Origin of the sequence: Mesorhizobium sp. M2A.F.Ca.ET.046.03.2.1, from assembly GCF_003952425.1 — a bacterium.
Taxonomy (GTDB): Bacteria; Pseudomonadota; Alphaproteobacteria; order Rhizobiales; family Rhizobiaceae; genus Mesorhizobium.
This window is the reverse complement of sequence record NZ_CP034449.1, coordinates 2,913,984-2,939,572: the sequence shown is the minus strand read 5'-3', so window position 1 is coordinate 2,939,572 and position 25,589 is coordinate 2,913,984. Positions and strand designations below refer to the sequence as shown.

The 25,589-nt window shown below is 65.7% G+C and carries 22 protein-coding genes and 2 pseudogenes; 17 read left to right on the top strand and 7 right to left on the bottom strand.

The window, feature by feature from the left end:
- The first annotated feature begins 65 nt into the window (after positions 1–65).
- The 10 genes from EJ072_RS14000 (at position 66) to EJ072_RS13955 (ending at position 12,381) form a co-directional block, all read left to right on the top strand.
- Positions 66–3,584, top strand: a complete 3,519-nt coding sequence (locus tag EJ072_RS14000) for a Pls/PosA family non-ribosomal peptide synthetase (protein ID WP_126080209.1) — start codon at positions 66–68, stop codon at positions 3,582–3,584.
- Complete coding sequence (locus EJ072_RS13995; protein WP_245467304.1) at positions 3,581–4,060, top strand: GNAT family N-acetyltransferase; 480 nt, start codon at positions 3,581–3,583, stop codon at positions 4,058–4,060. Before EJ072_RS14000 ends, EJ072_RS13995 begins: the two co-directional genes overlap by 4 nt.
- A 17-nt stretch (positions 4,061–4,077) precedes the next feature.
- Positions 4,078–4,716 carry a 4'-phosphopantetheinyl transferase superfamily protein gene (locus EJ072_RS13990; RefSeq protein ID WP_126080208.1) on the top strand — a complete coding sequence of 213 codons (639 nt, stop codon included), beginning with the start codon at positions 4,078–4,080 and terminating at the stop codon, positions 4,714–4,716.
- 200 nt (positions 4,717–4,916) lie between these two features.
- The gene (locus EJ072_RS13985; protein ID WP_126080207.1) at positions 4,917–5,228 is read left to right on the top strand and encodes a helix-turn-helix transcriptional regulator; all 312 of its coding nucleotides are present in this window, start codon (positions 4,917–4,919) and stop codon (positions 5,226–5,228) included.
- Positions 5,225–7,240, top strand: coding sequence for a hydrogenase 4 subunit B (gene hyfB, locus EJ072_RS13980; protein WP_126080206.1), 2,016 nt, complete (start codon positions 5,225–5,227; stop codon positions 7,238–7,240). Before EJ072_RS13985 ends, hyfB begins: the two co-directional genes overlap by 4 nt.
- The gene (locus EJ072_RS13975) at positions 7,231–8,187 is read left to right on the top strand and encodes an NADH-quinone oxidoreductase subunit H (RefSeq protein ID WP_126080205.1); all 957 of its coding nucleotides are present in this window, start codon (positions 7,231–7,233) and stop codon (positions 8,185–8,187) included. The genes hyfB and EJ072_RS13975 overlap by 10 nt, the downstream gene beginning before the upstream one ends.
- The gene (locus EJ072_RS13970) at positions 8,187–8,849 is read left to right on the top strand and encodes a hydrogenase-4 component E (RefSeq protein WP_095819077.1); all 663 of its coding nucleotides are present in this window, start codon (positions 8,187–8,189) and stop codon (positions 8,847–8,849) included. The genes EJ072_RS13975 and EJ072_RS13970 overlap by 1 nt, the downstream gene beginning before the upstream one ends.
- Entirely contained in the window at positions 8,846–10,297 is a 1,452-nt protein-coding gene (locus EJ072_RS13965; protein WP_126080204.1) for a hydrogenase 4 subunit F, read from the top strand. The genes EJ072_RS13970 and EJ072_RS13965 overlap by 4 nt, the downstream gene beginning before the upstream one ends.
- Positions 10,298–10,316: 19 nt before the next feature.
- Positions 10,317–11,828 carry an NADH-quinone oxidoreductase subunit C gene (locus tag EJ072_RS13960; protein WP_126083624.1) on the top strand — a complete coding sequence of 504 codons (1,512 nt, stop codon included), beginning with the start codon at positions 10,317–10,319 and terminating at the stop codon, positions 11,826–11,828.
- Positions 11,829–11,832: 4 nt separating this feature from the next.
- A complete protein-coding gene (locus EJ072_RS13955; protein ID WP_126080203.1) occupies positions 11,833–12,381 on the top strand; it encodes an NADH-quinone oxidoreductase subunit B family protein in 549 nt (182 codons plus the stop codon).
- 29 nt (positions 12,382–12,410) lie between these two features.
- Here the strand turns inward: EJ072_RS13955 and EJ072_RS13950 are convergent.
- From EJ072_RS13950 to EJ072_RS13940, 3 genes and pseudogenes are all read right to left on the bottom strand, one after another.
- Positions 12,411–13,300: pseudogene (locus EJ072_RS13950) on the bottom strand (hypothetical protein).
- Positions 13,301–13,310: 10 nt separating this feature from the next.
- Complete coding sequence (locus tag EJ072_RS13945; RefSeq protein ID WP_126080202.1) at positions 13,311–14,294, bottom strand: SPFH domain-containing protein; 984 nt, start codon at positions 14,292–14,294, stop codon at positions 13,311–13,313.
- Between the two features lie 13 nt (positions 14,295–14,307).
- Positions 14,308–15,039, bottom strand: a complete 732-nt coding sequence (locus EJ072_RS13940; protein WP_126080201.1) for an NUDIX domain-containing protein — start codon at positions 15,037–15,039, stop codon at positions 14,308–14,310.
- A 235-nt stretch (positions 15,040–15,274) separates the two neighbouring features.
- On the opposite strand from EJ072_RS13940, the gene EJ072_RS13935 reads away from it, so the two are divergent.
- Positions 15,275–16,453: an MFS transporter gene (locus EJ072_RS13935; RefSeq protein ID WP_126080200.1), complete on the top strand. Its 1,179-nt coding sequence runs from the start codon at positions 15,275–15,277 to the stop codon at positions 16,451–16,453.
- A 69-nt stretch (positions 16,454–16,522) separates the two neighbouring features.
- On the opposite strand, the gene EJ072_RS13930 is transcribed toward EJ072_RS13935, so the two are convergent.
- On the bottom strand, positions 16,523–17,581 hold the full coding sequence (locus tag EJ072_RS13930) for a LacI family DNA-binding transcriptional regulator (RefSeq protein WP_126080199.1): 1,059 nt from the start codon (positions 17,579–17,581) through the stop codon (positions 16,523–16,525).
- Between the two features lie 157 nt (positions 17,582–17,738).
- Here EJ072_RS13930 and EJ072_RS13925 point away from each other — a divergent pair, with 157 nt between their 5' ends.
- Genes EJ072_RS13925 through EJ072_RS13910 form a run of 4 tightly spaced genes read left to right on the top strand, consistent with a single transcriptional unit; the run spans position 17,739 to position 22,090 of the window.
- Positions 17,739–18,674 carry a sugar ABC transporter substrate-binding protein gene (locus EJ072_RS13925; protein ID WP_126063375.1) on the top strand — a complete coding sequence of 312 codons (936 nt, stop codon included), beginning with the start codon at positions 17,739–17,741 and terminating at the stop codon, positions 18,672–18,674.
- A 19-nt stretch (positions 18,675–18,693) separates the two neighbouring features.
- Positions 18,694–20,247, top strand: coding sequence for a sugar ABC transporter ATP-binding protein (locus tag EJ072_RS13920; protein WP_126080198.1), 1,554 nt, complete (start codon positions 18,694–18,696; stop codon positions 20,245–20,247).
- The gene (locus EJ072_RS13915; protein WP_126080197.1) at positions 20,244–21,236 is read left to right on the top strand and encodes an ABC transporter permease; all 993 of its coding nucleotides are present in this window, start codon (positions 20,244–20,246) and stop codon (positions 21,234–21,236) included. Before EJ072_RS13920 ends, EJ072_RS13915 begins: the two co-directional genes overlap by 4 nt.
- 17 nt (positions 21,237–21,253) lie before the next feature.
- The gene (locus EJ072_RS13910; RefSeq protein WP_126080196.1) at positions 21,254–22,090 is read left to right on the top strand and encodes an MBL fold metallo-hydrolase; all 837 of its coding nucleotides are present in this window, start codon (positions 21,254–21,256) and stop codon (positions 22,088–22,090) included.
- A 21-nt stretch (positions 22,091–22,111) separates the two neighbouring features.
- Here EJ072_RS13910 and EJ072_RS13905 read toward each other — a convergent pair whose 3' ends face one another.
- From EJ072_RS13905 to EJ072_RS13895, 3 genes and pseudogenes are all read right to left on the bottom strand, one after another.
- Positions 22,112–22,642, bottom strand: a complete 531-nt coding sequence (locus tag EJ072_RS13905; protein WP_126080195.1) for a dihydrofolate reductase family protein — start codon at positions 22,640–22,642, stop codon at positions 22,112–22,114.
- Positions 22,643–22,765: 123 nt separating this feature from the next.
- A pseudogene (locus EJ072_RS13900) lies at positions 22,766–23,234 on the bottom strand (helix-turn-helix domain-containing protein); the annotation flags it as partial.
- A gap of 29 nt (positions 23,235–23,263) precedes the next feature.
- Positions 23,264–24,034 carry an SDR family NAD(P)-dependent oxidoreductase gene (locus tag EJ072_RS13895; protein ID WP_126080194.1) on the bottom strand — a complete coding sequence of 257 codons (771 nt, stop codon included), beginning with the start codon at positions 24,032–24,034 and terminating at the stop codon, positions 23,264–23,266.
- An 88-nt stretch (positions 24,035–24,122) separates the two neighbouring features.
- On the opposite strand from EJ072_RS13895, the gene EJ072_RS13890 reads away from it, so the two are divergent.
- Complete coding sequence (locus EJ072_RS13890) at positions 24,123–24,761, top strand: TetR/AcrR family transcriptional regulator (RefSeq protein ID WP_126080193.1); 639 nt, start codon at positions 24,123–24,125, stop codon at positions 24,759–24,761.
- A complete protein-coding gene (locus tag EJ072_RS13885; RefSeq protein WP_126080192.1) occupies positions 24,751–25,548 on the top strand; it encodes a rhodanese-like domain-containing protein in 798 nt (265 codons plus the stop codon). The genes EJ072_RS13890 and EJ072_RS13885 overlap by 11 nt, the downstream gene beginning before the upstream one ends.
- The last annotated feature ends 41 nt before the right edge of the window (positions 25,549–25,589 follow it).

The window sequence follows — 25,589 nt, the reverse complement described above, 5'->3', positions numbered from 1 at the left end:
GGTTTCCCGCAAGCCGGCCGCTGCGGCCATGCGATGGTAGCGCCTGATTTCGCCCGGAGCATTCGATGCCGCAGACCTGCTACATCCTCTATACGTCGGGCACCACGGGCAAGCCCAAGGGCGTGGTCATCACCCATCAGAGTTTTTGCAACTTCATCCGCGTCGCGGCGGCGTCCTATGGCTACCAGCCGGGCGACCGCGTCTATCAAGGCATGACCATTGCCTTCGATTTCTCCTCGGAGGAGATCTGGGTGCCGTTCGCCGCGGGCGCGACCGTTGTGCCGGCGCCCGGCCAGCAGCCGTTGGTGGGCGAGGAGCTGGCCAGTTTCCTGCGCGAGCACACCATCACCTGCATGGCCTGCAGCCCGACGCTGCTGTCGTCGATCGAGAGCGATGCGCCAAGCCTGCGCGCGATCCTTGTCGGCGGCGAGGCCTGCTCTCACAAGCTCGTGGTGCGGTGGGCGAAGCCCGGCCGCCAGATCCTGAACACCTACGGCCCGACGGAGGCGACCGTCACAGCCACCATGGCCTTGCTGACGCCGGATGAACCGGTGACGATCGGCAGGCCGCTGCCGACCTATTCGATCGCCATCCTCGATCCGAAAAAGCCACAGGTTCTGAGCGGCGACGCGTTGGGCGAGATCTGCATCGGCGGCATGGGCGTCGCGGTCGGCTATCTCAACCGGCCGGAACTCAACGATGAGAAATTCATCCATGATTTCATCGGTCTGCCGAACAACCCAGGCGGCCGCATCTATCGGACGGGAGATCTTGGCCGGATCAACGACAAGGGCGAGATCGAATACCACGGACGCATCGACACGCAGGTCAAGATCCGCGGCTATCGCATCGAGCTGGGCGAGATCGAGGCCGTGCTTTTGGATCAGCCCGGCATCGCGCAGGCGGCGGTCACGACCTGGGAGATCGAGCCCGAGCGCACCGAGCTGGTCGGCTACTATGCCCCCAAAAGCGGCGGCGACGGTGGGGACCGCACCGCTCTCGTGCAGGAGCTGAAGCGACGGCTGCCCGATTACATGGTTCCGGCCTATCTCGAGCAGTTGCCCACGATCCCGATGACCGTTTCCAACAAGGTCGACCTAAGGAAATTGCCAAAGCCGACGAGCGCGCGTGTCGCCGCCGGCCATGCGATGATCGACCCGCGCAACGAGGACGAGAAGTTCCTCGTGGAGACGCTGGCGGACGTGCTGAAATTCGAGGTCATCTCCATCGAAGACCACTTCTTCGACGACCTAGGCGCGAACTCGCTGTTGATGGCGCGGTTCTGCGCGCGCATCCGCTCGCGCAAGGCCTGGTCGACGACGTCGATGCGCGACATCTACCTGCACCCCACGGTGGCGAAGCTTGCCGAACATCTGCGGGAACCCCAGACGGCCGCGGTTGCCGCGCGCGAGCCGATGCTGACGCACAGGGCCTCCAATCTTGCCATCTGGGCAACGGGGTTCGGCCAGCTGCTGTTCTACGCGGTCTACAGCTATGTGGCGTTGTGGACGATCAATGACGGTCTCAACTGGGTCTATGACGCCCTGGACGACCCGGTGTCTCTCTATCTGCGTTGCGTTCTTCTGTCCGCCAGCGTGTTCTTTGGATTGAGCGGTTTCGCCGTCGCAGCCAAATGGCTGCTGGTCGGCCGTTGGAAGGCCGAGACCTTTCCGATCTGGGGCTGGCGTTACTATCGATTCTGGATCGTCAAGACTCTGGTCCGCAGCGCTCCGGTCGTGCTGTTCCGCGGCAGTCCGCTCTATAGCCTCTATCTGCGCCTGCTCGGCGCGCGGCTCGGCAATCGCACCGTCGTCGAGTGCAGGGCCGTTCCGGTCTGCACCGATCTGATCGCCATCGGCAACAACTCGATCCTGCGCAAGGACTCGACGATCCTCGGATTCCGCGCGCAGGCGGGCTATATTCATACCGGGCCGGTCGATATCGGCAACAACGCCTTTGTCGGCGTCGGATCGACGCTCGACATCGACACGCGCATGGGCGACGGCACCCAGCTCGGCCACGCTTCGTCGCTGCATCGCAGACAGACCATTCCGGCCGGAGAGCACTGGCACGGCTCGCCTGCGATCCCGACCGAGGCGGACTACTGCAATGTGCCCAACGTCCCGTTGTCGCGGGTGCGCCGCGTCATCTACGAGGCGATCCAGCTCTTCATCCTTTTTGCCATCGTCACACCGTTCCCGCTTCTGTTCCACAGCTACTGGGAAAATGTCGGCGACGACTATGATGAGACCATCGGCGTCGTGGCGATCGGCACCACGGTCACGGTGGCGGGCTTCATCATCGGCGGGGTGCTGCTGGCGGCCATCGTGCCGCGGCTGTTCAACCTCGTGCTCAAGCCCGGCCGGAACTATTCGCTCTACGGCTTCCACTACTGGCTGCAAACGATGCTGGAGCTGGTCAGCAATGTGCGGCTCCTGAACGTGCTGTTCGGCGACAGTTCCGCCGTCGTCTATTATCTGCGCGCCATCGGCTGGAAGCTGAACAAGGTGGATCAGACCGGATCGAATTTCGGCACCAACCAGCGGCATGAAAACCCGCAGTTGAGCGAGATCGGCTCGCACACCATGGTGTCGGACGGTCTGTTCATGGTGAACATGCAGAAGTCGGCCAACTCCTTCCGGCTCGAGCACACGCGGGTCGGCGAACGCAACTTCTTCGGTAACAACATCATCTATTCACCGGATTCCCGCGTCGGCGACAATTGCCTGCTCGGGACCAAGGTCCACGTGCCGGTGGACGGCCCCGTGCGCGAGAATGTCGGGCTCCTGGGCTCGCCACCCTTCGAAATTCCGCGCATGGTCAATCGCGACAAGGAGCTTCTCGGATTGATCTCCGACAAGGAGCGCAGTCGCCGCCTGCCGCTGAAGAACCTGCACAATCTGGTCACTGCGCTGATGTTCGTGGCCGCGCAGTGGCTGATCCTGTTCCTGACGCTCGCAATCTGGGACCGCGCGCTGAACTACTATACCGAGTGGGGGCAGACGGCACTGTTCGTGGCGGTGATGCTGACCACGGCGATCGGCATCCCGTTCTATATCTTCCTCGAGCGCGCCAGCCTCGGCTTCCGCCGCCTGAAGCCCAGGATGGCGACGATCTACGACCCGGTTTTCTGGCGGCACGAACGTCACTGGAAGCTGTCCGATTCACCGATCATGGGCCTGTTCACCGGCACCCCGTTCCGGCCGCCGATCCTGCGCATGCTGGGCGTGAAGGTGGGGCTGCGCCTCTATGACGGCGGCTGCATCATCACCGAGCGGTCGCTGGTGGAGATCGGCGACGACGTGACGCTCAACGAAGGCTGCGTGATCCAGCCGCACTCGCTGGAGGAAGGCGCGTTCAAGTCCGACTACATCCGCATCGGCAATGGCTGCACGCTGGCGCCGTCCGCTTTCGTTCATTACGCGGTGACGATGGGCGAGGGATCGGTGGCCGACGTCGACTGCTTCGTCATGAAGGGCGAGGTGCTGGAGCCGAACACGGTCTGGCGCGGCAACCCGGCGAAGCTCTATGGCGTGGTGACGCCGATCGACGCCCGCGCGATGGAAGTCGGGCATGCCCCGTGACGCGCCGCGCCGGCATCAGCGACCGGCTGGTTACCCTGGAGCCTGTCGGCAAGGGCAACCGGGCGGCGATACTGGCGCTCGAACTGTTGCCGGAGCAGCAGGAGTACGTCGCCTCCAACGCCGAATCGCTGGCGGAGGCCAAGCAGGATGACGAGGCGATCGCTCGCGCCGTCGTCTTCGCCGGGCGCGTGGTCGGATTCCTCATGTACAGCGCGCCCGAGGACGATGACGAAGCGATCATCTATCGCTTCATGATCGACCGCCGCGAGCAAGGCAGGGGCCTCGGCCGCGCCGCTGTCGGCAAGGCGCTGGAAGAGATCGCGAAGCTCGGCCACATCCGCCGCGTTGCGATCTGCTATGAACCGGAGAACGAGGCGGCGCGCCGGCTTTACGCCGGCTTCGGTTTCGTCGAGCAAGGACTGGACGAAGACGACGAGATGATCGCCACGCTCGAACTGGGGCGGATAGAGCGTTGAAAACCCGGCCGCAAGGCATGTCGGCAAGCATCCGACACACCGTCGAGCAGGCATTGGCCGGCCTCGCGCCGCCCGGCCTGAGCGCCGGTTGCCGTCATATCCTCGCCGGCGACGAACAATATATCCTGCCCGCGGAAAGCGCTTCCATGGCGACGCGCGAACCCGGCGCGCGCGCCGCCACCGGGGCAGGCCGCCACATCGCGCATGAATTGCTGCGGCGTCTGGGATGCGTGAACCCCGCGATATTGCGCGGCCGATCGGGAAGCCCGATCTGGCCGGCCGGCATTGTCGGCTCGATCGCGCATGACGACACGATGGCCGTAGCAGTCGTCGCGCGATCCGGCGCGCTGCGAAGCGTCGGCGTCGACATCGAACCCGCCTTGCCATTGCCCGACGACCTCAGGGCCATGGTTGCCGCCCCGAAGGATCGCCTGGGTGATCTCGATCCGAAGCTGGGCGGCCGTATCCTGTTCGCGGTCAAGGAAGCGGCCTACAAGGCGTCGTTCCCGCTCGACGGTCGCGTGTTGGGTTTCGAGGACATCGCCATCGATTTCGAAAAGGGCGAGGCGGTCACTTCGCCGGGCCGTCGCCTGGCCGTCCGTTTTGCCACCTCCCCATGCATCCTGGCGCTGGCTTACGCAGCCGTGGAGCGCTGAGAAGCCCTTCCGTATCCCGGCACTCTGACGCCGGCTGCATAGATGGGTGCCGTATCTGGCCAGGGGCTGCCGCGCCTTCGGCCCACACTGTCACGCCATCAACATAGATGTTCTAAACATCAATCCTTGACGATAGAACATTTTAATGTAGGCTATAGCACCGAGACCTAATATCTCAAACCTGAACGAGTGAGTCCTCGGTGATAACCGCACCGCAATTGCGCGCCGCAAGATCGCTGCTCGGCATCGATCAGCGCCGGCTTGCCGAATTGTCCGGCCTATCGGTGCCGACGATCCAGCGCATGGAAGCCAGCGGCTCGATCATCCGGGGCAATGTCGATTCGCTGATGAAGCTGATCGCGGCGCTCGAGATCTCCGGCATCGAACTGATCGGGGAAGGCGCGGCGAGCCCAGGCGGCGGGCGCGGGGTGCGGCTGAAGAGCGGTTTCGATCCCGCCAAGGCGCCCGAACCCGATGGCGGCCAGGTCGAATCGGGCGGGAGCCAGCCGTGAATTCGACCGTCGCCCTTCTGCTGTGCGGTCCTGCCGCGTTTTTGGCAACGGCCATAATGGCCGCGGCCGCCAGCCGGCTCGCCGCCGCGACGCGCCTGGTCTATGGCGCGACACTTGTCATTTCAGCCGTGCTGCTCGCGACTGCTGCCGGCCATCTTGCCGGCAACCCCGGCGAGGCCTCCGCCACCTTGCCGCTCGGCCTGCCCTGGACCGGCGCCCGGTTCCGCCTCGACGGCCTGTCGGCGTTCTTTCTCGTCGTCGTCAATTTGGGCGGCACGATCACCAGTCTCTACGGCCTCGGCTACGGCCGGCATGAATCCCAGCCGCATCGGGTGCTGCCATTCTATCCCGCCTTCCTTGCCGGCATGAACCTCGTGGTGCTGGCAAACGACGCCTTCAGCTTCCTGTTGTCCTGGGAATTCATGTCGCTCGCCTCCTGGGCGCTGGTCATGGCGCATCACCGCGACGAGGCCAACCGGCGGGCCGGCTACATCTACCTGGTGATGGCAAGCTTCGGCACGATGGCGCTGCTGCTTGCCTTCGGCCTGTTGGCCGGGCCGGCGGGAACCTATGCGTTCGACGCGATGCGGACGGCGCATCCCGGCCCGTTCGTCGCCGGCGCGGTGCTGGTTCTCATGCTGCTTGGCGCCGGCTCCAAGGCCGGCCTCGTGCCGCTGCATGCCTGGCTGCCGCTTGCCCATCCGGCGGCACCCAGCCACGTCTCGGCGCTGATGAGCGGCATCATGACGAAGGTCGCCATCTATGGCTTCGTCCGCGTGGTGTTCGACCTGCTTGGCGAGCCGGCATGGTGGTCCGGCGTCGCGGTGCTTCTCATCGGCGGCGTGACGGCGGTGCTGGGCATCCTGCACGCGCTGATGGAAAAGGACCTGAAGCGGCTGCTCGCCTACTCCACCATCGAGAATATCGGCGTCATCTTCGCCAGCCTCGGCCTTGCGCTGGCCTTCAAGGCAAACGGCATGCCGTCGGCGGCCGCGCTGGCCTTCACCGCGGCGCTCTTCCACGTGCTGAACCATTCCTTCTTCAAGAGTCTGCTGTTCTTCGGCGCCGGCGCCGTGCTGACAGCAACCGGCGAACGCGACATGGAGAAGCTGGGCGGCCTCATCCATCGCCTGCCGGTGACCAGCTTTGTCTTCCTCATCGGCTGCGTCTCGATCTCGGCGCTGCCGCCCTTCAACGGCTTTGCCTCCGAATGGCTGGTCTTCCAGGCCATATTGCGCAGCCCCGAGCTGCCGCAATGGGGGCTGAAGGTCATCGTGCCCGCGGTCGGCGGCATGCTGGCGCTGTCGGCCGCACTTGCCGCGGCCTGCTTCGTCAAGGCATTCGGCATCACCTTCCTTGGCCGGGGGCGGTCGGCGGCGGTGGAACGCGCGCACGAAGTCGATCGGTGGTCGCTGGCGGCGATGGCCGTGCTTGCCGCCTTCTGCCTGCTCGCCGGCATCCTGCCAGGCTTCGTCATCGACAGCCTGTCGACGGTGACGCTTCCGCTCGTCGGCGAGCGCATGCCGGTTCAGATGGCGCAGCCCTGGCTGTCGATCGTGCCGATCGCCGAGAGCCGCAGCTCCTATAACGGCCTGCTGGTCTTTGTCTTCATCACCATCTCGGCGTCGCTCGCGGCGTTCTTCATCCACCGCTTCGCCTCGCATGCGCTGCGCCGGGGCATTGCGTGGGGATGCGGCTTCCCGGATGCGGTGCCGGCCGCGCAATACACGGCCGTCAGCTTCGCGCAGCCCATTCGCCGCGTCTTCGACGGCTTCGCGTTCCGCTCGCGCGAGACGGTGGACATGCCGGCGCCGGGCGCGCTGGAGCCGGCGCGACTCAAGGTGGAGATGCACGATGTGGCCTGGGAGATCTTCTACCAGCCGATCACCGGCGCGATCGATTTCGCCACAGAGCGGCTGAACCACCTGCAGTTCCTGACCATCCGCCGCTATTTGACGCTGGTCTTCCTCTACCTCGTCATCCTGCTTCTGGTGCTCGCGCTATGGCCATGATCTCGCAGCTGGCCGTGCAGGGCGCGCAGATGCTGGTCGTGCTTTTGCTGGCGCCGCTGCTGATCGGCTTCGTGCGCAAGGTGAAGGCAAGGCTGGTCAGGCGGCAGGGGTCTTCGCTGATCCAGCCCTATCGCGATCTCGTCAGGCTGATGCGCAAGGAGGTCGTGCTGGCGGACAATGCGTCCTGGCTGTTCCGGGTGACGCCCTATCTGATCTTCGCGGCCACCTGGGTCGCGGCCGCGCTCGTCCCGACATTCGCCACCGGCCTCGAATTCAGCTGGACCGCCGACCTCATCGTCATCGTGGCGCTGCTCGGCAGCGCGCGCTTCTTCCAGGCGCTGGCCGGGATGGATGTCGGCACCAGCTTCGGCGGCCTCGGCGCCAGCCGCGAGGTGATGATCGCGTCGCTGGCCGAACCGGCGATGCTGCTCACCGTCTTCAGCCTGGCGCTGCTGGCCGGCGCCACGCAGCTCTCGACGGTCGCCGCCTTCATGGGCTCTCCGCAAGTCGGGCTGCGGGTGTCGCTCGGCATGTCGCTGATCGCGCTCGTGATGGTGGCGATCGCCGAGAATGCGCGCATACCGGTCGACAATCCGGCCACGCATCTGGAGCTCACCATGGTGCATGAGGCGATGATCCTGGAATATTCCGGCCGCCATCTGGCGATGATCGAGCTCGCCACCTTCCTCAAGCTGCTGCTCTATATGTCGCTGATCGCCTGCGTCTTCCTGCCCTGGGGGCTGGACAGCGGCGGGACCGGGCCGAAATCGCTGGCCATCGGCGCGGCCGCCTATCTCTGCAAGCTCACGGTGCTCGCCATCCTGCTTGCCGTGTTCGAGACGGCGGTCGCCAAGATGCGCGTCTTCCGCGTGCCGGACTTCCTGGGCGCGGCGCTGATGCTGGCGCTGCTCGGCACGCTGTTGCTGTTCGTCTCGCGGAGCCTGTGATGAACGGTCTCACCTTCGACATCGCCCATCTGCTCGCCGGCAGCCTGGTGCTGATCTCCTTCATGATGCTCTACCAGGACCGGCTGTTCGCGCTGATCAATGTCTTTGCGCTGCATGCCGTAGTGCTGGCGCTTTCGGTAGCCTGGCAGGCTTACATCCAGGACGCGCATCATCTCTACATCACGGCGGCAATCGCGTTGGTCTTCAAGGCGATCGTCATTCCCGTCGGGCTGCATCGCATCATCCAGCGGCTCGGCATCCACCGCGACATCGAGACCGCGGTCGGCATCGGCCCGACCATGCTCGCCGGCATCGGGCTAGTGACGCTCTCCATGGTGCTGATGCTGCGGGTGACGCCCGAGGCCGATCCGCTCGCCCGCGAGGATCTCGCCTTCGCGCTGTCGATCATCCTGCTCGGCCTGCTGGTTATGGTCACAAGGCGCAACGCCGTCAGCCAGGTCGTCGGCTTCATGTCGCTGGAGAACGGCCTGGTGCTGGCCGCCACCGGCGCCAAGGGCATGCCGCTGGTGGTCGAGATCAGCGTCGCCTTCTCAATCCTGATCGCCTTCATCGTCATCGGCGTCTTCCTGTTCCGCATCCGGGAACGGTTCGATTCGGTCGATATCGGCGCGCTCGACGACTACCGGGGAGAACGCCGGTGAGCGGGTTTTCCTTCGACGCCGTGGCCGCGATCCTTTTTATCCCGGCGGGTGCCGCGGCCATCCTGGCGGCAATGCCGAACTACCGCATGACGGCGACCGTCAATGTCATCGCCAGCCTGCTCACCTTGCTCGCGGCGCTGTCGCTGTTCGTCACGGAACGGCCAGCGCCGGGACAATACCTCCTGGTCGACGACCTCAACATCGTCTTCATCGTGCTCAACACATTCGTCGGCTTCACCACCAGCGTGTTCAGCGCGTCCTACATCGCGCATGAGCTGGAAACCGGCCGGCTGACCGCGCCGAACCTGCGCTTCTACCACGCGATGTACCAGATCATGATGTTCGGCATGAACTTGGCCTTCGTGTCGAACAATATCGGCCTGATGTGGGTCGCGGTGGAGCTCGCCACGCTGACCACCGTGCTGATGGTCGGCATCTACCGCACGCATGAGGCGCTGGAAGCGGCGTGGAAATATTTCATCCTCGGCAGCGTCGGCATCGCGCTCGCGCTGTTCGGAACGATCCTCGTCTACATGGCTGCGCAGCCGGTCGTCGGCGAAGGCACCAACGCCATGGTCTGGTCGGTGCTGATCGAAAAGGCGGCGCGTTTCGATCCAGCGCTGCTCAGCGTCGCCTTCATCTTCCTGCTGCTCGGTTACGGCACCAAGGTCGGCCTTGCCCCCTTGCATGCCTGGCTGCCCGACGCCCATGCCGAGGGCCCGACGCCGATCTCGGCGGTGCTGTCGGGCCTGCTGCTCAATGTCGCGCTCTATGCCGTGCTGCGCTTCAAGCTGTTGCTCGCGGCGAGCCCGCAGGCGATCGGGCCCGGGCCGCTGATGGTCACGATGGGACTGACCTCGCTGATCTTCGCGGCCTTCATGCTCTACCGCCGCCGCGACATCAAACGCCTGTTCGCCTATTCCTCGATCGAGCATATGGGCATCATCGTCTTTGCCTTCGGCATGGGCGGCCCGCTCGCCAATTTCGCCGGCCTGCTGCACATGGTCATGCACAGCCTGACCAAATCGGCGATCTTCTTCGCCGTCGGCCATATCGCGCAGGTCAAGGGCACGCAGAAGATCTCCGAGATCAGGGGGCTGACCGAAAGCCATCCCGGACTTGGCTGGGCGCTGGTCATCGGCGTCGTGGCCATTGCCGGCCTGCCGCCGCTCGGCATCTTCATGAGCGAATTCCTAGTCGTCAGCTCGACTTTCGCCAGGCATCCGTGGCTGGCGGTCCCGCTGGTGTTCGGGCTGCTCATCGCCTTCGGCGCGCTGCTGCTGCGGCTGACCGGCGTCGCCTTCGGCGAGCCGCGCGGCGGCATGGCGCCTGTCGAGGCGTCCTATGTGCCGATGTATTCGCACCTCGCCTTGGTGTTTGCCGCCGGCATCTATCTGCCGGCGCCGCTGGTGGCGTGGTTCCAGCATGTCGCCGGCATCCTGGGGTAGGCGCATGGTGAGGAAAAACATGCCCGCGCTCGCCGATCTCATCGAGGCCGACCGCCAGGTCGAACATCACGCGCCCTGGCGGCGCGGCGTCGTCGCTCCGAAGGCCTGGAACCTCGCCGTCGAGCAGCTCGTCGCCGGACGCTGGAGCCTGCTCGGCCTGTGGGGGGAGCCTGACAAGGTGCACATGGCGCTTCTCGACGAGGCGCAGACCATCGGCGTGATCAGCCTGGATTGCCGTGGCGGCCGTTACCCGTCGGTCGGCCAGCTCCATCCACCGGCGCTCCGGCTGGAACGCGCCGCAGCGGATCTTTTCGGGCTGGCGCCGCAAGGCCTGCCCGATACCCGCCGCTGGCTCGACCATGGACAGTGGGGCATCAGCCACCCGCTGGCGGCGCGGCCCGGCGGGCCGGCGGCCGCGTCGTCCTACCGGTTCCTGGCGGCCGAGGGCGAGAGCCTCCATCAGATTCCTGTCGGGCCGGTGCATGCCGGCATCATCGAGCCGGGGCATTTCCGCTTCACGGCAGGCGGCGAAACCGTGGTGCGGCTGGAGGAGCGGCTGGGCTATGTGCACAAGGGCATCGAAGCGTTGATGCAGGGCGCATCGATCGATCGTGCCGCGAAACTCGCGGGCCGGACTTCAGGGGACAGCACTGTCGCCTATTCGCTCGCCTTCGCCCGCGCGGTGGAGGCGGCGCTCGGCATCACGCCGCCGGGGCGCGCGATCTGGCTGCGGGCGCTGATGGCCGAATTGGAGCGCCTGGCCAACCACCTCGGCGACATCGGCGCCATCTGCAACGACGCCGCCTTCGCGATCATGCACGCGCATTGCGGCGTGTTGCGCGAACGCGTGTTGCGCGCCGCCGATGCGGCCTTCGGCCACCGCCTGATGCGCGACCGCATCCTGCCCGGCGGCACGGCAAGCGATCTGGACGAGGCGGGGACGGACGCCATCCGATCGCTGATCGCCGAGATCAGGCGGCGCTTCCCGCATCTGGTCGAGCTCTACGACAACACCGCCTCGCTGCAGGACCGGACGGTGGCGACCGGCCGGCTCAAGGGCGAGCTTGCCCGGCAATATGCCGCCGGCGGCTATGTCGGCCGCGCCTCGGGCCGCGATTTCGATGCGCGCCGCAGCCCGGGTTACGCGCCTTATGACGAGCTCGCCTTCGATGTGCCGGTGCTGCAGGAAGGCGACGTCAACGCGCGCGTCTGGATCCGCGTGCGGGAGGTCGAGCAGAGCCTGTCGCTGGTCGAGCAGATTCTCGGGCGGCTGCCCGCCGGCCCGATCAGCGTCGATATCGCTGCACCGGAAGAGCCGCGCGAGGGCATGGCGCTGGTCGAGGGTTTTCGCGGCGACATCCTGGTCTGGCTGCGCATTGGCGAGGACGGCCTGATCGAGCGCTGCCACCTGCGCGACCCGTCATGGTTCCAGTGGCCGCTCTTGGAGGCGGCGATCGAAGGCAACATCGTCGCCGATTTCCCGCTCTGCAACAAATCGTTCAACTGCTCCTATTCCGGCCACGACCTGTAGAACCATGCGAAAACTGCTCTTCGAAAGCCTGATCCGCCCGCCCCTGACGGAACGCGCGCCGCAAGTCAGCAATGCTGCCGTCGACGAGCTGGCGCGCGCGCTTGACGGCATGGCGCGCCGGAAACTCGGCCGGAGCCTGGCGATCCGCGCGGTCGATGCCGGCTCCTGCAATGGCTGCGAGCTCGAAATGCACGCGCTCAACAATGCCTTCTACGACATCGAGCGCTTCGGCTTCCGCTTCGTCGCCTCGCCGCGCCATGCCGACGTGCTGATGGTCACCGGGCCGGTCACCAAGAACATGCGCGAGGCGCTGAAGCGGACCTTTGAGGCGACGCCCAACCCGAAATGGGTGGTTGCATTAGGCGACTGCGCCAAGGACGGCGGCTGCTTCGCCGGCGGCTACGCCGTTGTCGGCGGCGTGTCGGACGTGGTGCCGGTCGACCTGCACATTCCCGGATGTCCGCCGCCGCCGATCGACATCCTCAAGGGATTGATCGCCCTGCTCGACGGCGCGAACGGGAAGGCTGGAAAGACCGGCGCCGTCCAGGGCTGACTATTGCAGGTTTTGCGGCCAACTCGGTCCTACCGGTCGATCACCAGCCGCAACACCCTTGACGCTGGCGACAGCCGCACCTGCCGGCCCCAGTCGAAGGCGATGAAATCCTGCTCGATGCCGTCGGCGAAGATCACGCCGCCCTCGTTCATGCGCGAGATGATGAAGAGCGGTTTCTCGGTGATCTTTCCCGCCCGCAATTTCGTGGCGGTGGCGATGCTCGGGAAGGGCTCGCGAACCCAGAAGCCGACCGCATGTTCCTCGCGGCCGAGCGACAGCTCCAGATGCGTCGCTTCCATGATCGAGCGCGCCCAGCCGGTCGCGCCGGTGCCGGAGGCGACGATGAGGCCGCTGGAGGAATGGTCCTCCGCCTCGCCTTCCGCCTCGATAGCGGGCCGACTGATGGCTGCGATGGCCGACGAATATCTCGTTGAGCGCAAGCAGCGTCTCACCCGCTTCGAGCTCGGCCTGGACCATGGTGCGCGATTCCATCTGGAGATCGCCGGCGTTGCTGGCGGCAAGCAGTTTTGTCAGCCTGCCGACGCCGATGCGCACCAGGACGCCGTCATAGAGATCCGGCGCCGGATTGACGCCGAGGACCGGCTGGCCGTTGAGATATTTGGCGACGTTGGCGACCAGCCCGTCCTGCCCGACGGCGACAATGACGTCGTCGGGCGAACAGGAAGCGGTTGAGGTCGGCGCGGCTCACCAGGGTCTGGCGCCAGTCGGCCGGCACCGAGGCGCGCGCCGTGCCGAGCACCGCGTGGAAGCGATCGTGCCGGGCCTCGACGTCTTCCAGCCGCTGGCCGCGCGTCTCGAGGAAGAAGCGCGCCTGGCCGCGCGTCGCGTGATGCGCGATCAACAGCTCGTAGTCGGTCTCGCGCGTCACGAAGACCGCGCGGGGACGGTTCGCGGCCATGGCTCGCTCCTCACCGGCCTTCGATCACCGCCGGGGCCTTGCGGAATTCGCCGAGCACGGTGGCGAGCAGGTCGGGCGTGACGTTGACATGCTCGATCTTGTCCAGCTTGCCGGCGAGCTGCTGGGCGGCAAGGCCGAGCAGGATCGCGGGCGGCAGGTCGCGGTAGATGGCGATATGCTGCCATTCGGCTTCCGCCTTGGCGCCCTCGATGGCGCGGATCCGCTCGGCCTCGGCGCCAGCTTCGATCTGCTGCGCCTCGGCCGCGCCGGTGGCGCGGTTGCGGGCGTTCTCGGCCTCTTCGGCGATGAGCAGCTTCTCGCGCCGCGCCAGCTCGGTCTTGTTCGCCAGCTCGTTCTCGGCGATGGCGCGCTCCTTCTCCACGGCAAGCGCCCGGCGCTGGAAGGTCGCCTCGTCGGCCTTCTGCTGCAGCGCCTCGAAGGTCGGCGTCTGCAGCGCCCGCTCGAGCTCGCTTGTCGGTGTCAAATTGGTGAGCCTGACCGCGACGGCGGCGACACCGATGTCGGTCAGCGCGGGATCGGCGGCGACCAGCGCCTGCAGCCGCTCGCGCAAGGGCGCCGGGCCGCCGTCGAGCAGCGCGCGCACCGGCGCCTGGCCGAGATATTGCTGCACCGCCTGGTTGGCGATGCCGGCGATGCGGGCCTGGATCTTCTCGATCGGTTCGCCGCGCAGCTTGCCGGTCCTGAGATCGATGCTGAAATCGACGCGTTCGGCGAGCCGCGCCGGATCGACCACATGCCAGCCGATCGTGCCCTGCACGGCGACGGTCTGGAAATCCTGGCTGCGGCCCTTGACGAAGAGCGTCATCTCGCGGTCGTCCATCGGCAGCTCGGCGATGCTGGCGGTCTCGGGCACGAACCAGAAGACCAGGCCGCGGCCGCTCTGCATTTCTCGGCCGTTGCGGTAGCGGATGACGTGGCTGCTTGCCTCGCTGCGAAGCTGGGCAATGAAGCCGAAACTGCGAATGGTGGCCATGATGGTCTCTCCCTCAATCAGCCATGAGACGTTGGAAACGATAGAGCTCGGCCGGGCGGAAAGCAGCGCCCGATTCATAGGCGCCGGTTGCCGCCAGCCAGCCCTTGTCGAGTTGGCGCCGGCGGAAGGCCGGCTTGTTGAGCGACGTGCCCAGGATCGCCTCATGCACGTCCTGCAGCTGCCGCAACGTGAAGAATTCGGGCAGCAGCGCGAAGGCGACATCGGAATAGTCGAGCTTGCCGCGCAGCCTGAGCATCGCCATCGCCAGGATATCGGCATGATCGAAAGCGAGCGTCAGTTTTTCGCCTTCCGGCGCGAGCACATCGACCGGCCCACCAGCCTCGCCGGCCCAGGGCACCTGGATCGTAGCTGGCAGCAGCGTCGGCTTCGCGCCGAGCGCCGCATCGAAGGCCTGCTCGGTGAGCAGCGCCAGATAGGCGACGCTGATGATGCGCATGCGCGGATCGCGCTCCACCGCGCCGAATGTGTAGAGCTGCTCGAGATGCGCCTCGCCCATGCCGGCCTTTTCGCGCAGCACGCGCGCGACGGCCGCGTCGAGGGATTCGTCGATGCCGACAAAGCCGCCCGGCAGCGCCCAGCGCCCCGCATGCGGAAGCTGGTCGCGCTTGACCAGCAGCACGGCCGGCCGGCCGGCGCGGATACCGAGCAGCACAAGGTCGACCGCCACCGACGGCCGCTGGAAGGCGCTTGGGTCGTAGTCCTTGAGGAAATCGGTCTCGTTCATCGAGCGCTCCACTAATATGCAAGACACATATATCTGTTATGAATATATGTCAACGATGAGTTGTGAGGTCGATGACGGAGCGCCGTCTTGGCACTGGTGATGAGGCTTTCATGCAGGGCGACAGATGGCTTCCCGAGCGGGCCGAATAGTGCATTATCCGTGATATCGATCGCGCCAGACATTCATTGCTTTCTACCGTAGTCGAGCCGCCAAGTGTCTCAGCAGGAGCAGTGCCGTGCCCAGCCGCTGGACCATCCTTGCCGTTCTGTTCGTCGCCCGCGCCGCGATAGCGGTGCAATTCCAGAGCATCGCGGCCATTGCGCCGGAACTGGGCAAGGCGCTCGACGCAAACCTCGCCGACATCGGCGTGCTCATCGGTCTGTACTTCGCCCCGGGCGTTGCGCTGGCGCTTCCCGGCGGCGCGATCGGCAGGCGCTTCGGCGACAAGGCAAGCGTGCTCGCCGGCCTGGCGATGATGCTGGCCGGCGAGATGCTGCTTTTCACCTCAACCTCATGGAGCGTGCAGATCGCGGCACGGTTGATCTCCGGGGTCGGAGGCGTGCTGCTGAACGTGCTGATGACCAAGATGGTCGTCGACTGGTTCACGGGCCGGCGGATCGCCACGGCGATGGCGATCTTCATCAACTCTTGGCCGCTGGGCATCGCCCTCACGCTCGCCGGGCTGCCGCTGATACGGGCGGAATTCGGCATAGCGGGGACGCAGATTGCCGTGATGGCGCTCATCGTCGCGGCGCTTGCGCTGGTGGGATTCCTGTACCAGCCACCCGGACCCGCCGCCGCTCCGGCTTCAGCGGAAGGCTCGCGGCTCGCGAAGCCTGCTGTCTGGGCCGTGCTGCTGGCGGGTTTGATCTGGGCCTTCTACAATGTCGGCTTCGCCATGATCTTCAGTTTCGCGCCGTCGATGCTGGTCGAGCGCGGCTGGTCGACCGCCGCCGCCGGTTCGGCCGTCAGCATCGTGCTGTGGCTCGCGGCTCTTTCGGTTCCGCTCGGAGGCTACCTCGCGGACCAGAGCAGGAGCCGCAACGCCATGCTGGCGACAAGCTGTCTCGCTTTCGCGGCCTTGGTCCTCTTGCTATGGCGCTGTTCAGCGGTGCTGCCCACCATGGTTGTGCTCGGCCTGGTCTGCGGGCTGCCGGCCGGAGCGATCATGAGCCTGCCGGCGCGGGTGCTGGCGCCGGCGACACGGGCGCTGGGAATGGGGCTCTTCTACACGGTCTACTACGCCACGATGCTGATCGCGCCTTGGTTCGGCGGCAAGCTTTCGCTTTGGACGGGCAGCGCCGGCGCGGCGCTCGGCCTCGGCTCGGCGGCTCTTCTAGCCTGCCCGGTCCTTTTGTGGGAGTTCGAACGCCGGCTGCCCGTGCAGGCCCGAACGGCCCCGCAGGCGGGCTGAGGCCCTTGCGGACTTTCCGCTGTCGAGACGAGGGATGGGCGCCGCCCGAAAACGCAAGCCTCGATCGGATCAAGGCGCGGGGGTCATTGGGTCGGAGCTGGGCGGCGACGCCACGGTTTGCGCCACGACCGGCGCGCAGCTGTCGCCGACCACCAGTGAAGGCTGGAAGACGACGTTGCGCGGTTCGGCAGGACCGCCACGCCTGATCTGATCGACGAGAAGCCGGACCGCCTCGTTGGTCATGTCGACAAGCGGATGCTCGGTGCGCGTCAAGCGCGGACGCAAGCCTCCGATGCCAGGGATGGTATCGGTGGAAGCGATGGAGATGTCGCCCGGACAGCGCAGCCCGAGATCCGCCACTGCCCGCATCACGCCGAGCGCCATCAGACCGCTCGCGACATAGAGCGCCGTTGGCCGCGCCGGCTGTTCCAACAGGCTGCGCGCCACCGAATAGGCGGCATCCTCGCGGAACTCACCCGAGCGTATATAGCGCGATTCAAGCGTCAGGCCTCGCGACCGCATGGCCGCCAGCATCCCGTCGAGGCGGCCACGCCCGGTGGTGACATGCAGCGGGCCGGTGACCGTGCCGAGGCGGGTATGGCCGAGATCGAGCAGATATTCCGTCGCCTGCCTGCCGGCCGATATGTTGTCGATCGTCACCGTGTCCGACCTGTCATCGGCGACGGTACGGCCGAACAGCACGGTTGGGATCGGTTTGCCGTCGGGATCGTTCTGCAGATGCTCCGTCGAGTCGCCGACCGGGACCAGGATCACCCCGTCGCAGGAGAGTGTTCGCACGCGGGCGAGGATGCGACGCTCGACCTCCGGCTTCTCGTCGCTGTTGAAGATCAGCAGCGAGTAGCCCCAGGCGGCGACCGCCGCTTCCGCCGCCCATACGACACGCGAGAAGAAGGGGTTGGCGAGATCGGCCACGACCAGGGCGATCAACTGGCTGCGCCCGCGCTTCAGGTTCCGCGCAGCGAGCGAGGGCGCATAGCTGAGGTCACGGACGGCGGCCAGGACGCGGGCCCGCAATTCCGGGCTCACATAGGCGGAATCGTTAATCACCGCCGACACCGTTGCCGTCGATACCTCTGCCTTGCGAGCGACGTCCTTGATGGTGGCCATAGCGAACCCAGCTAATCGATTAGTTGAGTTTTGGTCGCCAAAATGGCCTTTGTCTAGGCTAAATCCCCGAAAATTTGCCTTGATTGCCGTTGTTATCCGCATAATCTAGCGAAACGGTTCGGCGAGGTAGGCGCCGCAACGTCAAAAGGAGGAGATCATGAAGTGGATAGTCATTGGGGCTGCGTTGGCGGCCGCGGCCGCAGCGTTTCCCGCTCGGGCGGACACGCCGCTGGTCGGCATCGTCTCGATCTCGGCGACGGAAGCGAACAACGCCCGCTATATCGTCGGCGCCAAGGCCGCCGCCAAGGAGATCGGCTGGGACGTTTCGGTCATCGATGCGGCGGGTAGCGCCGACCAGGCCAATGCCGCGATCCAGAATTTCGCGCAGCGCGGCTCGGCGGCCATCGTCGACATGGTGTTTCCCTATTCCTCGATCGGGGCCGGGCTGCAGGCAGCCAAGTCGGCCAATATCCCGGTCGTGACCTGGGGCGGCGGGCTGGGAAGCTCGGTCGCCGCCACCAATGGCTCGGGCGGGCCGATGGTGGTGCCGGTCAATGAGCTGATGCTGAAGACGATGGGCGGCAAGGGCTCCATCCTGGCGCTGACCTATCACACAGGTGAGGTCTGCCGAAACCGCGAGGTCGAGCTCGACAAGGCGCTTGCGGCCAATCCCGACATCAAGGTCACCAAGAACGAGGTGCGCATCCCCGGCTATTTCGAGGATGGCGCGCAATATGCCAACGCCTGGCTGGCCTCGCATCCGGCAGGCCAGGAGAATCTCGCCATCTGGGGCTGCTGGGACGATCCGGCGATCGGCGCCATCGGCTCGCTCAGGGCGCAGGGCCGCGACGACGTCAAGGTCTACGGCGTCAACGGCAACGCGCAGGCGCTGGAGAACATCAAGAACGGCTTCATGACCGCGACCGCCTGGCAGGACAGCTATACAGAAGGCTACAATATGATCAAACTGCTGCCGGAGATCCGCAAGGCCGGCGCGGACTGGACGCCGAAGGCGGTGGAGGTGCCCGCGGTGCTCGTCACCAAGGACACTATCGACGACTTCATCGCCAAGCATCCGGACGCCATGAAATAGGAACCTCAACGCTTCACCCATGAACCCAGTCCCGACAGCGATGGCGGCGCCGCCGGCAGTGCCGTTCGTGGCGGCGAATGCGATCAGCAAATCCTACGGAGGAGCGCAGGCGCTGCGCGGCGCGTCGCTCTCCGTGCTGCCCGGCGAAGTGCATGGGCTGGTCGGCGCCAACGGCGCCGGCAAGTCGACATTGATCCGCATCCTGGCCGGCGTGACCCAGCCGGACACGGGCGAGATCGCCATCGAGGGCAGGCCGGTGGCGATCGTGTCGCCGCACGCGGCGAGCGGGCTCGGCATGAGCTTCATACATCAGGAGCTCGCCTTCGTGCCTGACATGACGGTGCTAGAGAACATCATGCTCGGCCTGCCCAAGAAAACGACGCGGCTCGGCCTGGTCGACTGGAGCGCGATCCAGCGGGACGTCGCGCCGATCATCGAGCGCGTCGGCATAACCGCGCCGCTCGATGCCGCGGCCAAGAGCCTGTCGACGGCCGAGAACTGGCTGATCAGCATCGCCCGGGCGCTGGTGTGGAAGGCGCGCCTCATCGTCATGGACGAGCCGACCGCTTCGCTCTCGGCAGGCGAGTGCCGCAAGCTCTTCTCCATCATCCGGGGGCTTTCGGCGGCGGGCGTGGCGGTGCTCTACGTCTCGCACCGGCTGGACGAAATCCTCGATCTGTGCAGCCGCGTCACCGTTTTCCGCGATGGCCGGTCTGTTGCGGTCCTCGACGGCTCCGGACTGACCCGGCGCCGGCTGGTCCAGGAGATCGTCGGCGGGGCGGTCGAACAGCTGCCCAAGTCGCGCGAGGCGACGGGCGGCGAGATCGTGCTGTCGGTGCGGGGCCTGCGCCGCCTGCCGCGCGTGGAGGAAGCAAGCTTCGACCTCCGCCGCGGCGAGGTGCTCGGGCTCGCCGGCCTTGTCGGCGCCGGGCGCAGCGAGCTCGCGCGACTGCTCTACGGCGCCGACGGGCCCCATGCCGGCACCATGACGATAGAGGGAAGGCCGTTCGTCCCGCGCACGCCGGCCGGCGCGGTGCGCGCCGGGATGGGCCTTGTCCCGGAAGAGCGCCGCACGGAGGGGCTGCTCCTCGGCAAATCCATCGCCTTCAACCTAAGCCTCGGCAATCTCACGCCTCTCCTCGCCAGCCCGGTCCTTCCCTTCATCAGCCTGCGCAAGCGGGCGCGGCTGGCGCAGGCGACGATCCGCGACCTGTCGATCAAGGCCAGTTCGCCGGAACAGCCGGTCGGGCGGCTCTCCGGCGGCAACCAGCAGAAGGTGGTCATCGGCCGCTGGCTGCGCTCGAAGCCGAAGGTGCTCATCCTCGACGAGCCGACGCGCGGCGTCGATATCGGCGCGCGCGGGGAAATCCACCGTCTCATCCGCGAGCTCGCCGGACTCGGCATGGCCGTGCTCGTCATCTCGTCCGAACCGGACGAGCTCCCCGATCTGTGCGACCGGGTCCTGGTGATGGCGGAAGGTCGGATCGTGCGCGAGCTCACCGGCCGCGACCTCACGCGCAACGCCATCATCGAGGCAAGCTATGCCGCAACCGAGGAAAGGGTTCCCGCATGAGTGACGCCAGCTACACGCGACGGCTTTCGCCCAGCACCAGGGCAGCGTTGGGGGTCTTCGCGCGCTATGGCACCATCATCGGCCTGCTCGCGATGGTCCTCGTCTTCTCGTTCCTGTCGCCGCACGCCTTTCCGACCTACAATAATTTCATCAACGTGCTGAGCCAGGCATCCCTCGCCATGATCATCGCCGGCGGGCTGACCATGGCTGTGATCGTCGGCGAGCTCGATCTCTCCGTCGGTTATGCCGCCAGCCTGCACGGCGTGCTCGTGACCGGGCTGATCGTGGCAAACCATATGCCGATCCCGTTGGCGGTTTTGATCGTGCTCGCGCTGGGCGCCCTCATCGGCGTCGTCAACGGCCTGATCGTCACCAAGCTCAAGGTCAATTCGGTGATCGCCACGCTCGGCGTCGGCACCGTGCTGGTCGGCCTCTCCTTTGCCTATTCGGCCGGCGTGCCGATCGTCTCCGGCGTGCCGGAAGCCTTCCTGCAACTGGCGCTGGGGCGCTGGCTGTTCGGCATCCCCAACCCGATCATCTTCATGGCGCTGGTGTTCGGCGGCCTGTGGTTGCTGGTCGAGCGCACCGCGATCGGCCAGGAGATCCAGGCGGTCGGCGGCAACCCCGCCGCGGCCCGGCTCGCCGGCATCAATGTCGACCGCATCAAGATCCTCGGCTTCGTGCTTTCGGGCATGTGCGCGGCGCTTACCGGAACCTTGCTGGCCGCCAGGCTTGGCAGCGGCACGACCAATGCCGCCGATTCCTATCTGCTGACCGCCTTCGCCGCCGTCTTCCTCGGGTCGGCCACGCTGCGCGACGGCGAGTTCCACATATTGGGCACCTTCATCGGCGCGCTCATCATCGTGCTCGGCTTCAACGGGCTCAACATCTTCGGCGCGCCGACCTTCTCGCAATTCGTGTTCCAGGGCGCCATCCTGATCGTCGCGGTCGGGCTCGCCAGCCTTGGCCGCTCGCTTGCCGAAAGCTGAATTGGAGGAGAATGCCGATGACCGTTCCGCAATCCGCGACATGGCAAGTCTTTGTGCTGGAATATGCGCGCTCCAAGGAACAGCCCTGGGTCGATCTCATCAGCGGCATGTACAATGACGGCGTGGTCGACCTGCCCTTCTCCTTCGTGCTCGCGCGCAACGGCGAACGCAACGTGCTGATCGATACCGGCTTCATGCAGGACGACCACAGCTTCTCGCAGAAGTTCGGCATCCCGACATGGATCTCGCCGGTGCGGATGCTGGCGGCGCTCGACATCCCGCCCGATCAGATCAGCGACATCGTGGTCACCCATGCGCATTTCGACCATATGGGTTCGATCGCCGAATTCCCGCGCGCGCATATCCACATCCAGAAGAGCGAACTGCTTTCCTGGTACGAGGCGATCGCGCTGCCGAAACGCTTCGCGCATCTGACCGCCATCATCGATCCCGACAATTTGCGCACCGCCCTCGAAGCCTCGATCGAGCATCGCGTGACGCTCATCGACGGCGACAAGGACAACATCTTCCCCGGCATCCATGCGCGGCTCGGCAGCGGCCACACGATCGGCCAGCAATTCGTGCTCGTCGACACCCACGCCGGTCGCCGGGTCATCTCCGGTGATTGCGTCTATTCGCGCCGCCAGTTCACCGGGCACAATCACGACGGGGTCTATGTCCCGCTCAACAATGCGGTGGGCAGCGTCTGGGAGCAGCTGAAGACCATCGACAAGATGAATGACGAGCTTGGCGGCGACCTGTCGAAGCTCGTCGTGCTGCATGATGTCGAGCGCTGGAAGGACCATCCGGTCGTCAAGGAGGTCGAGGGCTTCAAGATCGTCCGGCTCACCTGATCACGGGAGACCGTCGCGAGATCATGCTGGAGCGTAGGTCAACCTGATCACATCCTCGCCGATCCGGTCATGCGCCATCAGGCGAAGCGGCGGCCGGGGTCCGGCGAAATAAGGCTTGCCGCGGCCGAGCACGACCGGGTGCAGGTAGATCCGATACTCATCGATCAAGCCCAGTTCGGTGAGGCTTCGCGCCAAGTCCGGGCCGGCGACTTCGATCTCGCCGTCGTACTCGGCCTTCAGCTTGCGCATCTCGCCCTCAAGGTCATCCCCGACGAGGCTGGCGTTGGGGCCGACCGACTGCAACGAGCGCGAGACGACCCATTTCGGCTGGCGCCGCCACGCCGCCGCGTAGGCAAGGCGATCGGCATCCCATTCAGGATGCTCCTCGTCCCAGTAGCGCATGACCTCATACATGCGGCGACCGTAGATGCTGCCCGACTGCCGCTCGGCCTCCTCGATGAAGTGGCGGAAGAGCGTGGGGCTTGGCCCGAACGCCGTGTGATCGACATAGCCGTCCAGCGACTGGTTCATTCCGAAGACGAGCTTGGCCATTGCCTGTTCCTCACATGGCATTCGCGCGATCCGATTGCGTTGTGCAATCGGTTCAGGCTAGGCCAACTGATTTTATTTTGCAATTGGTTGGTGCTGCATGAACGCGCCCCGGCAAGGCGAAACTCAAGCGACCACCGCCAAGCCCGGTGAGGCGCGCAAGCGGGCTATGTCGCGCGCCGGCGGTTCGCCAAAATGACGGCGATATTCGCGGCTGAACTGCGACGGGCTTTCGTACCCCACGCGGAAGGCGGCGGTCGTCGCATCGATGTCCTGGACCAGCATCAGGCTGCGCGCGTCCTGCAGCCTGAGCTGTTTTTGGAATTGCAGCGGCGTCATCGCCGTCACCGCGCGAAAATGCTCGTGCAGGCTCGACTCATGCCCACCTCCGCGGCAAGCTGCTCGATGCTGAATCGCTCCCGGAAGTTCTGCCCGATCCAGGCGATGGCGCGGCCGACCTGAGCCACCCGACCCTGGCTGGAGGTGATGTGGCGCATCCTGGCGCCGTCCGGGCCGGCAAGCAGGCGATAGAGAATTTCCTGCTCGGCAAGCGGGGCAGCGCCGCCGGATCGTCGAGCAGGCGCAGCAGGCGCAGGACCACCAGCATGACGCTCCCCAGGGCGGCTAGATCCGAGCGCCGCCTGTGGCGTCGATGGACTGCCCCGTCGTCCACCGCGCGTCGTTTGACGCGACGAAGGTGATCACGTCTGCCACGTCGGCGGGCTGGCCGACACGTGAAAACACCGACAATGCTTCCGCGCCCGCACGGGCATCCGTCGCAAGCCAGTCCGCGTTCATGTCGGTGTCGGTGACGCCGGGCATGACCGAATTGACGGTTATGCCGCGGCTTGCGAAATCGGGAGCGAGCGCCAGCGTCAGTGTTTCGAGAGCTCCCTTTGACGCCGCATAGGCGGGGTGGGTCGGCGCTGCGATGCGCGTGAAGCCGGTGGAAATGTTGATGATGCGTCCGTCGTCCCGGATGTCATTGGCCAGCGCCTGGATCAGGAAGAACGGCGCCTTGAAGTTGATGGTCATGAGGTCATCGAATGTGGTCTCGCTGGTCTGCGCCAACGGCGTTGCCACCGCGATGCCCGCATTGTTGACGAGGATGTCGAGGCCGGCTTTGCCAGTCGCGGCCAGCGCCGCGGCCCTAAACTCTCCGGCAATGCTGTCGGCAGCCGCCTTGGCGTCGCGCAAATCCGCGCCGATGGCGACAGCTCGCGTCCCCAGTGCCTCGATATCCCGCACCGTAGCGTCCGCGGCTTCCTTGTTGCTGGCGTAGTGCACGCCGATGAGCGCAGCGCCTTCCCTGGCGAAGGCGAGCGCCACTGCTCGCCCGATACCGCGCGACCCGCCGGTTACGAGTGCGACCTTGTTCGAGAGGCGTCCGGACATTTGCAACTCCGTTGCGATTTTTAATAGCGATCGATATATTAATCCCGGTCGATGGTTGTCAACAGATTTTATAGGGATCGATATATAAATGACCGAGCCTCCAAAAAAACGGGGCAGGCCGAGGACCCTGGATCGTAATGTCGGGCTTGATGTCGCGGCGCGGCTGTTCTGGGAACACGGCTATGAAGGAACATCGATCGCCGACTTGACGGCGGCCATGGGCGTGACCCCGCCGTCGCTCTATGCGACGTTCGGCTCCAAGGAGGAGCTGTACAGGCAGGCGCTCGACCGTGCCACCGAGCGGGAGAGCAAGGCCCGGATGGACGCGCTACGGAGCGATATGAGCGCTTATGAGGCTTTGTCCTTCTACCTGCACGACGTCGCGACCGGCATCTCGCGTCCCGACGATCCGCGCGGATGCATCGTCTCGACAGCGGTTGTTCAATGCGCGGCGGAAAACGAGACGGTGGCGAAATCCGTAACCGCAAGGCGCGAGGCTGCCATCAAAGCCATACGCGAACGTTTCGACAGGGCGGTCGTCGAAGGGGAACTTGCCACCGGCACCGACACGGATTCGCTTGCACGCTTCTACGGAGCTTTCGTGCAAGGAATGTCGGTGCAAGCCTGTGACGGCGCCTGTACCGAAAGGTTGAGACGTCTGGTCGATATCGCGCTTTCAGCCTGGCCGGGAAGCCGTGGTGAAAGAAAGGTCCCCCATGCCCCATGACCCCGTCGTCGAACAGTCCGCTCTGAGCACGTTGCCCACTTTCCGCCTGCTCGACGTGCGCGATCAGGCTGCCTTCTCCTTGGGCCACGCGCCCAATGCCGTCCGCGTTCCGATCGAGGTGTGGGAGGCTGCAGCAAAAGCCGGAGAGACGTCGTTCGAGAACGTCGCTTATTGGGAGCGCGCCATTGGCGAACTCGGTGTCGATGGGGAAGTGCCGGCCATCGTCTATGATGACGGGCGAATGACCGAGGCCGCGCGGGTCTGGTTCATCTTGCAGTATTTCGGAGCGAAGGCGTTCATCCTGAACGGTGGATGGCCGGCGGTCGAACGACACGACGACCTGCCGGGGGCGGCCCAGGCAGCCGGCGCCTCGGCTGTCTTTCGAGCCAGGCCCGGCGCGGGTCCTGTCGGTCTCGTCGATCGGCAGACCTTGAAGGCTGAACTCGACGGTGATGTGCGCATCTTCGATGCCCGCACCGCTGGTGAATACACAGGCGAAGACCTGCGCCGCAATGCGCGCGGCGGCCATCTGCCCGGCGCAAGGCTGCTGCCGCACGCGAACCTGCTTGACGGCTCGCGCCTGATGCCGGCGGCGGAATTGCACGATCTTCTCGCGCAGGCTGGTTTCCAATCCGGCGACCATATTGTCACCCATTGCGACGGCGGCGGCCGCGCCGCTCTCGCTGCCGCCGCAGCGGCCCGGGCCGGCTATCGCGATGTTCGCGCCTATTACCTCAGCTTCGCCGATTGGGCGAAGGATGAAAGCTGCGCGATCATTCGCGATTGAGCGAGCGTGGTCCCGGCGGCTACCAGCGGTAAATTTCGGCG

Bases quoted from the DNA above. Each gene is read 5' to 3' on its own strand.
- EJ072_RS13920 (WP_126080198.1), top strand. From the start codon at position 18,694: ATGAACCCAGTCCCGACAGCGATGGCGGCGCCGCCGGCAGTGCCGTTC.
- EJ072_RS13990 (WP_126080208.1), top strand. From the start codon at position 4,078: ATGTCGGCAAGCATCCGACACACCGTCGAGCAGGCATTGGCCGGCCTC.
- EJ072_RS13960 (WP_126083624.1), top strand. From the start codon at position 10,317: ATGCCCGCGCTCGCCGATCTCATCGAGGCCGACCGCCAGGTCGAACAT.
- EJ072_RS13890 (WP_126080193.1), top strand. From the start codon at position 24,123: ATGACCGAGCCTCCAAAAAAACGGGGCAGGCCGAGGACCCTGGATCGT.
- EJ072_RS13975 (WP_126080205.1), top strand. From the start codon at position 7,231: ATGGCCATGATCTCGCAGCTGGCCGTGCAGGGCGCGCAGATGCTGGTC.
- EJ072_RS14000 (WP_126080209.1), top strand. From the start codon at position 66: ATGCCGCAGACCTGCTACATCCTCTATACGTCGGGCACCACGGGCAAG.
- EJ072_RS13955 (WP_126080203.1), top strand. From the start codon at position 11,833: ATGCGAAAACTGCTCTTCGAAAGCCTGATCCGCCCGCCCCTGACGGAA.
- EJ072_RS13895 (WP_126080194.1), bottom strand. From the start codon at position 24,034: ATGTCCGGACGCCTCTCGAACAAGGTCGCACTCGTAACCGGCGGGTCG.
- EJ072_RS13940 (WP_126080201.1), bottom strand. From the start codon at position 15,039: ATGAACGAGACCGATTTCCTCAAGGACTACGACCCAAGCGCCTTCCAG.
- EJ072_RS13970 (WP_095819077.1), top strand. From the start codon at position 8,187: ATGAACGGTCTCACCTTCGACATCGCCCATCTGCTCGCCGGCAGCCTG.
- EJ072_RS13925 (WP_126063375.1), top strand. From the start codon at position 17,739: ATGAAGTGGATAGTCATTGGGGCTGCGTTGGCGGCCGCGGCCGCAGCG.
- EJ072_RS13915 (WP_126080197.1), top strand. From the start codon at position 20,244: ATGAGTGACGCCAGCTACACGCGACGGCTTTCGCCCAGCACCAGGGCA.
- EJ072_RS13885 (WP_126080192.1), top strand. From the start codon at position 24,751: ATGCCCCATGACCCCGTCGTCGAACAGTCCGCTCTGAGCACGTTGCCC.
- EJ072_RS13905 (WP_126080195.1), bottom strand. From the start codon at position 22,642: ATGGCCAAGCTCGTCTTCGGAATGAACCAGTCGCTGGACGGCTATGTC.
- EJ072_RS13945 (WP_126080202.1), bottom strand. From the start codon at position 14,294: ATGGCCACCATTCGCAGTTTCGGCTTCATTGCCCAGCTTCGCAGCGAG.
- EJ072_RS13930 (WP_126080199.1), bottom strand. From the start codon at position 17,581: ATGGCCACCATCAAGGACGTCGCTCGCAAGGCAGAGGTATCGACGGCA.
- EJ072_RS13910 (WP_126080196.1), top strand. From the start codon at position 21,254: ATGACCGTTCCGCAATCCGCGACATGGCAAGTCTTTGTGCTGGAATAT.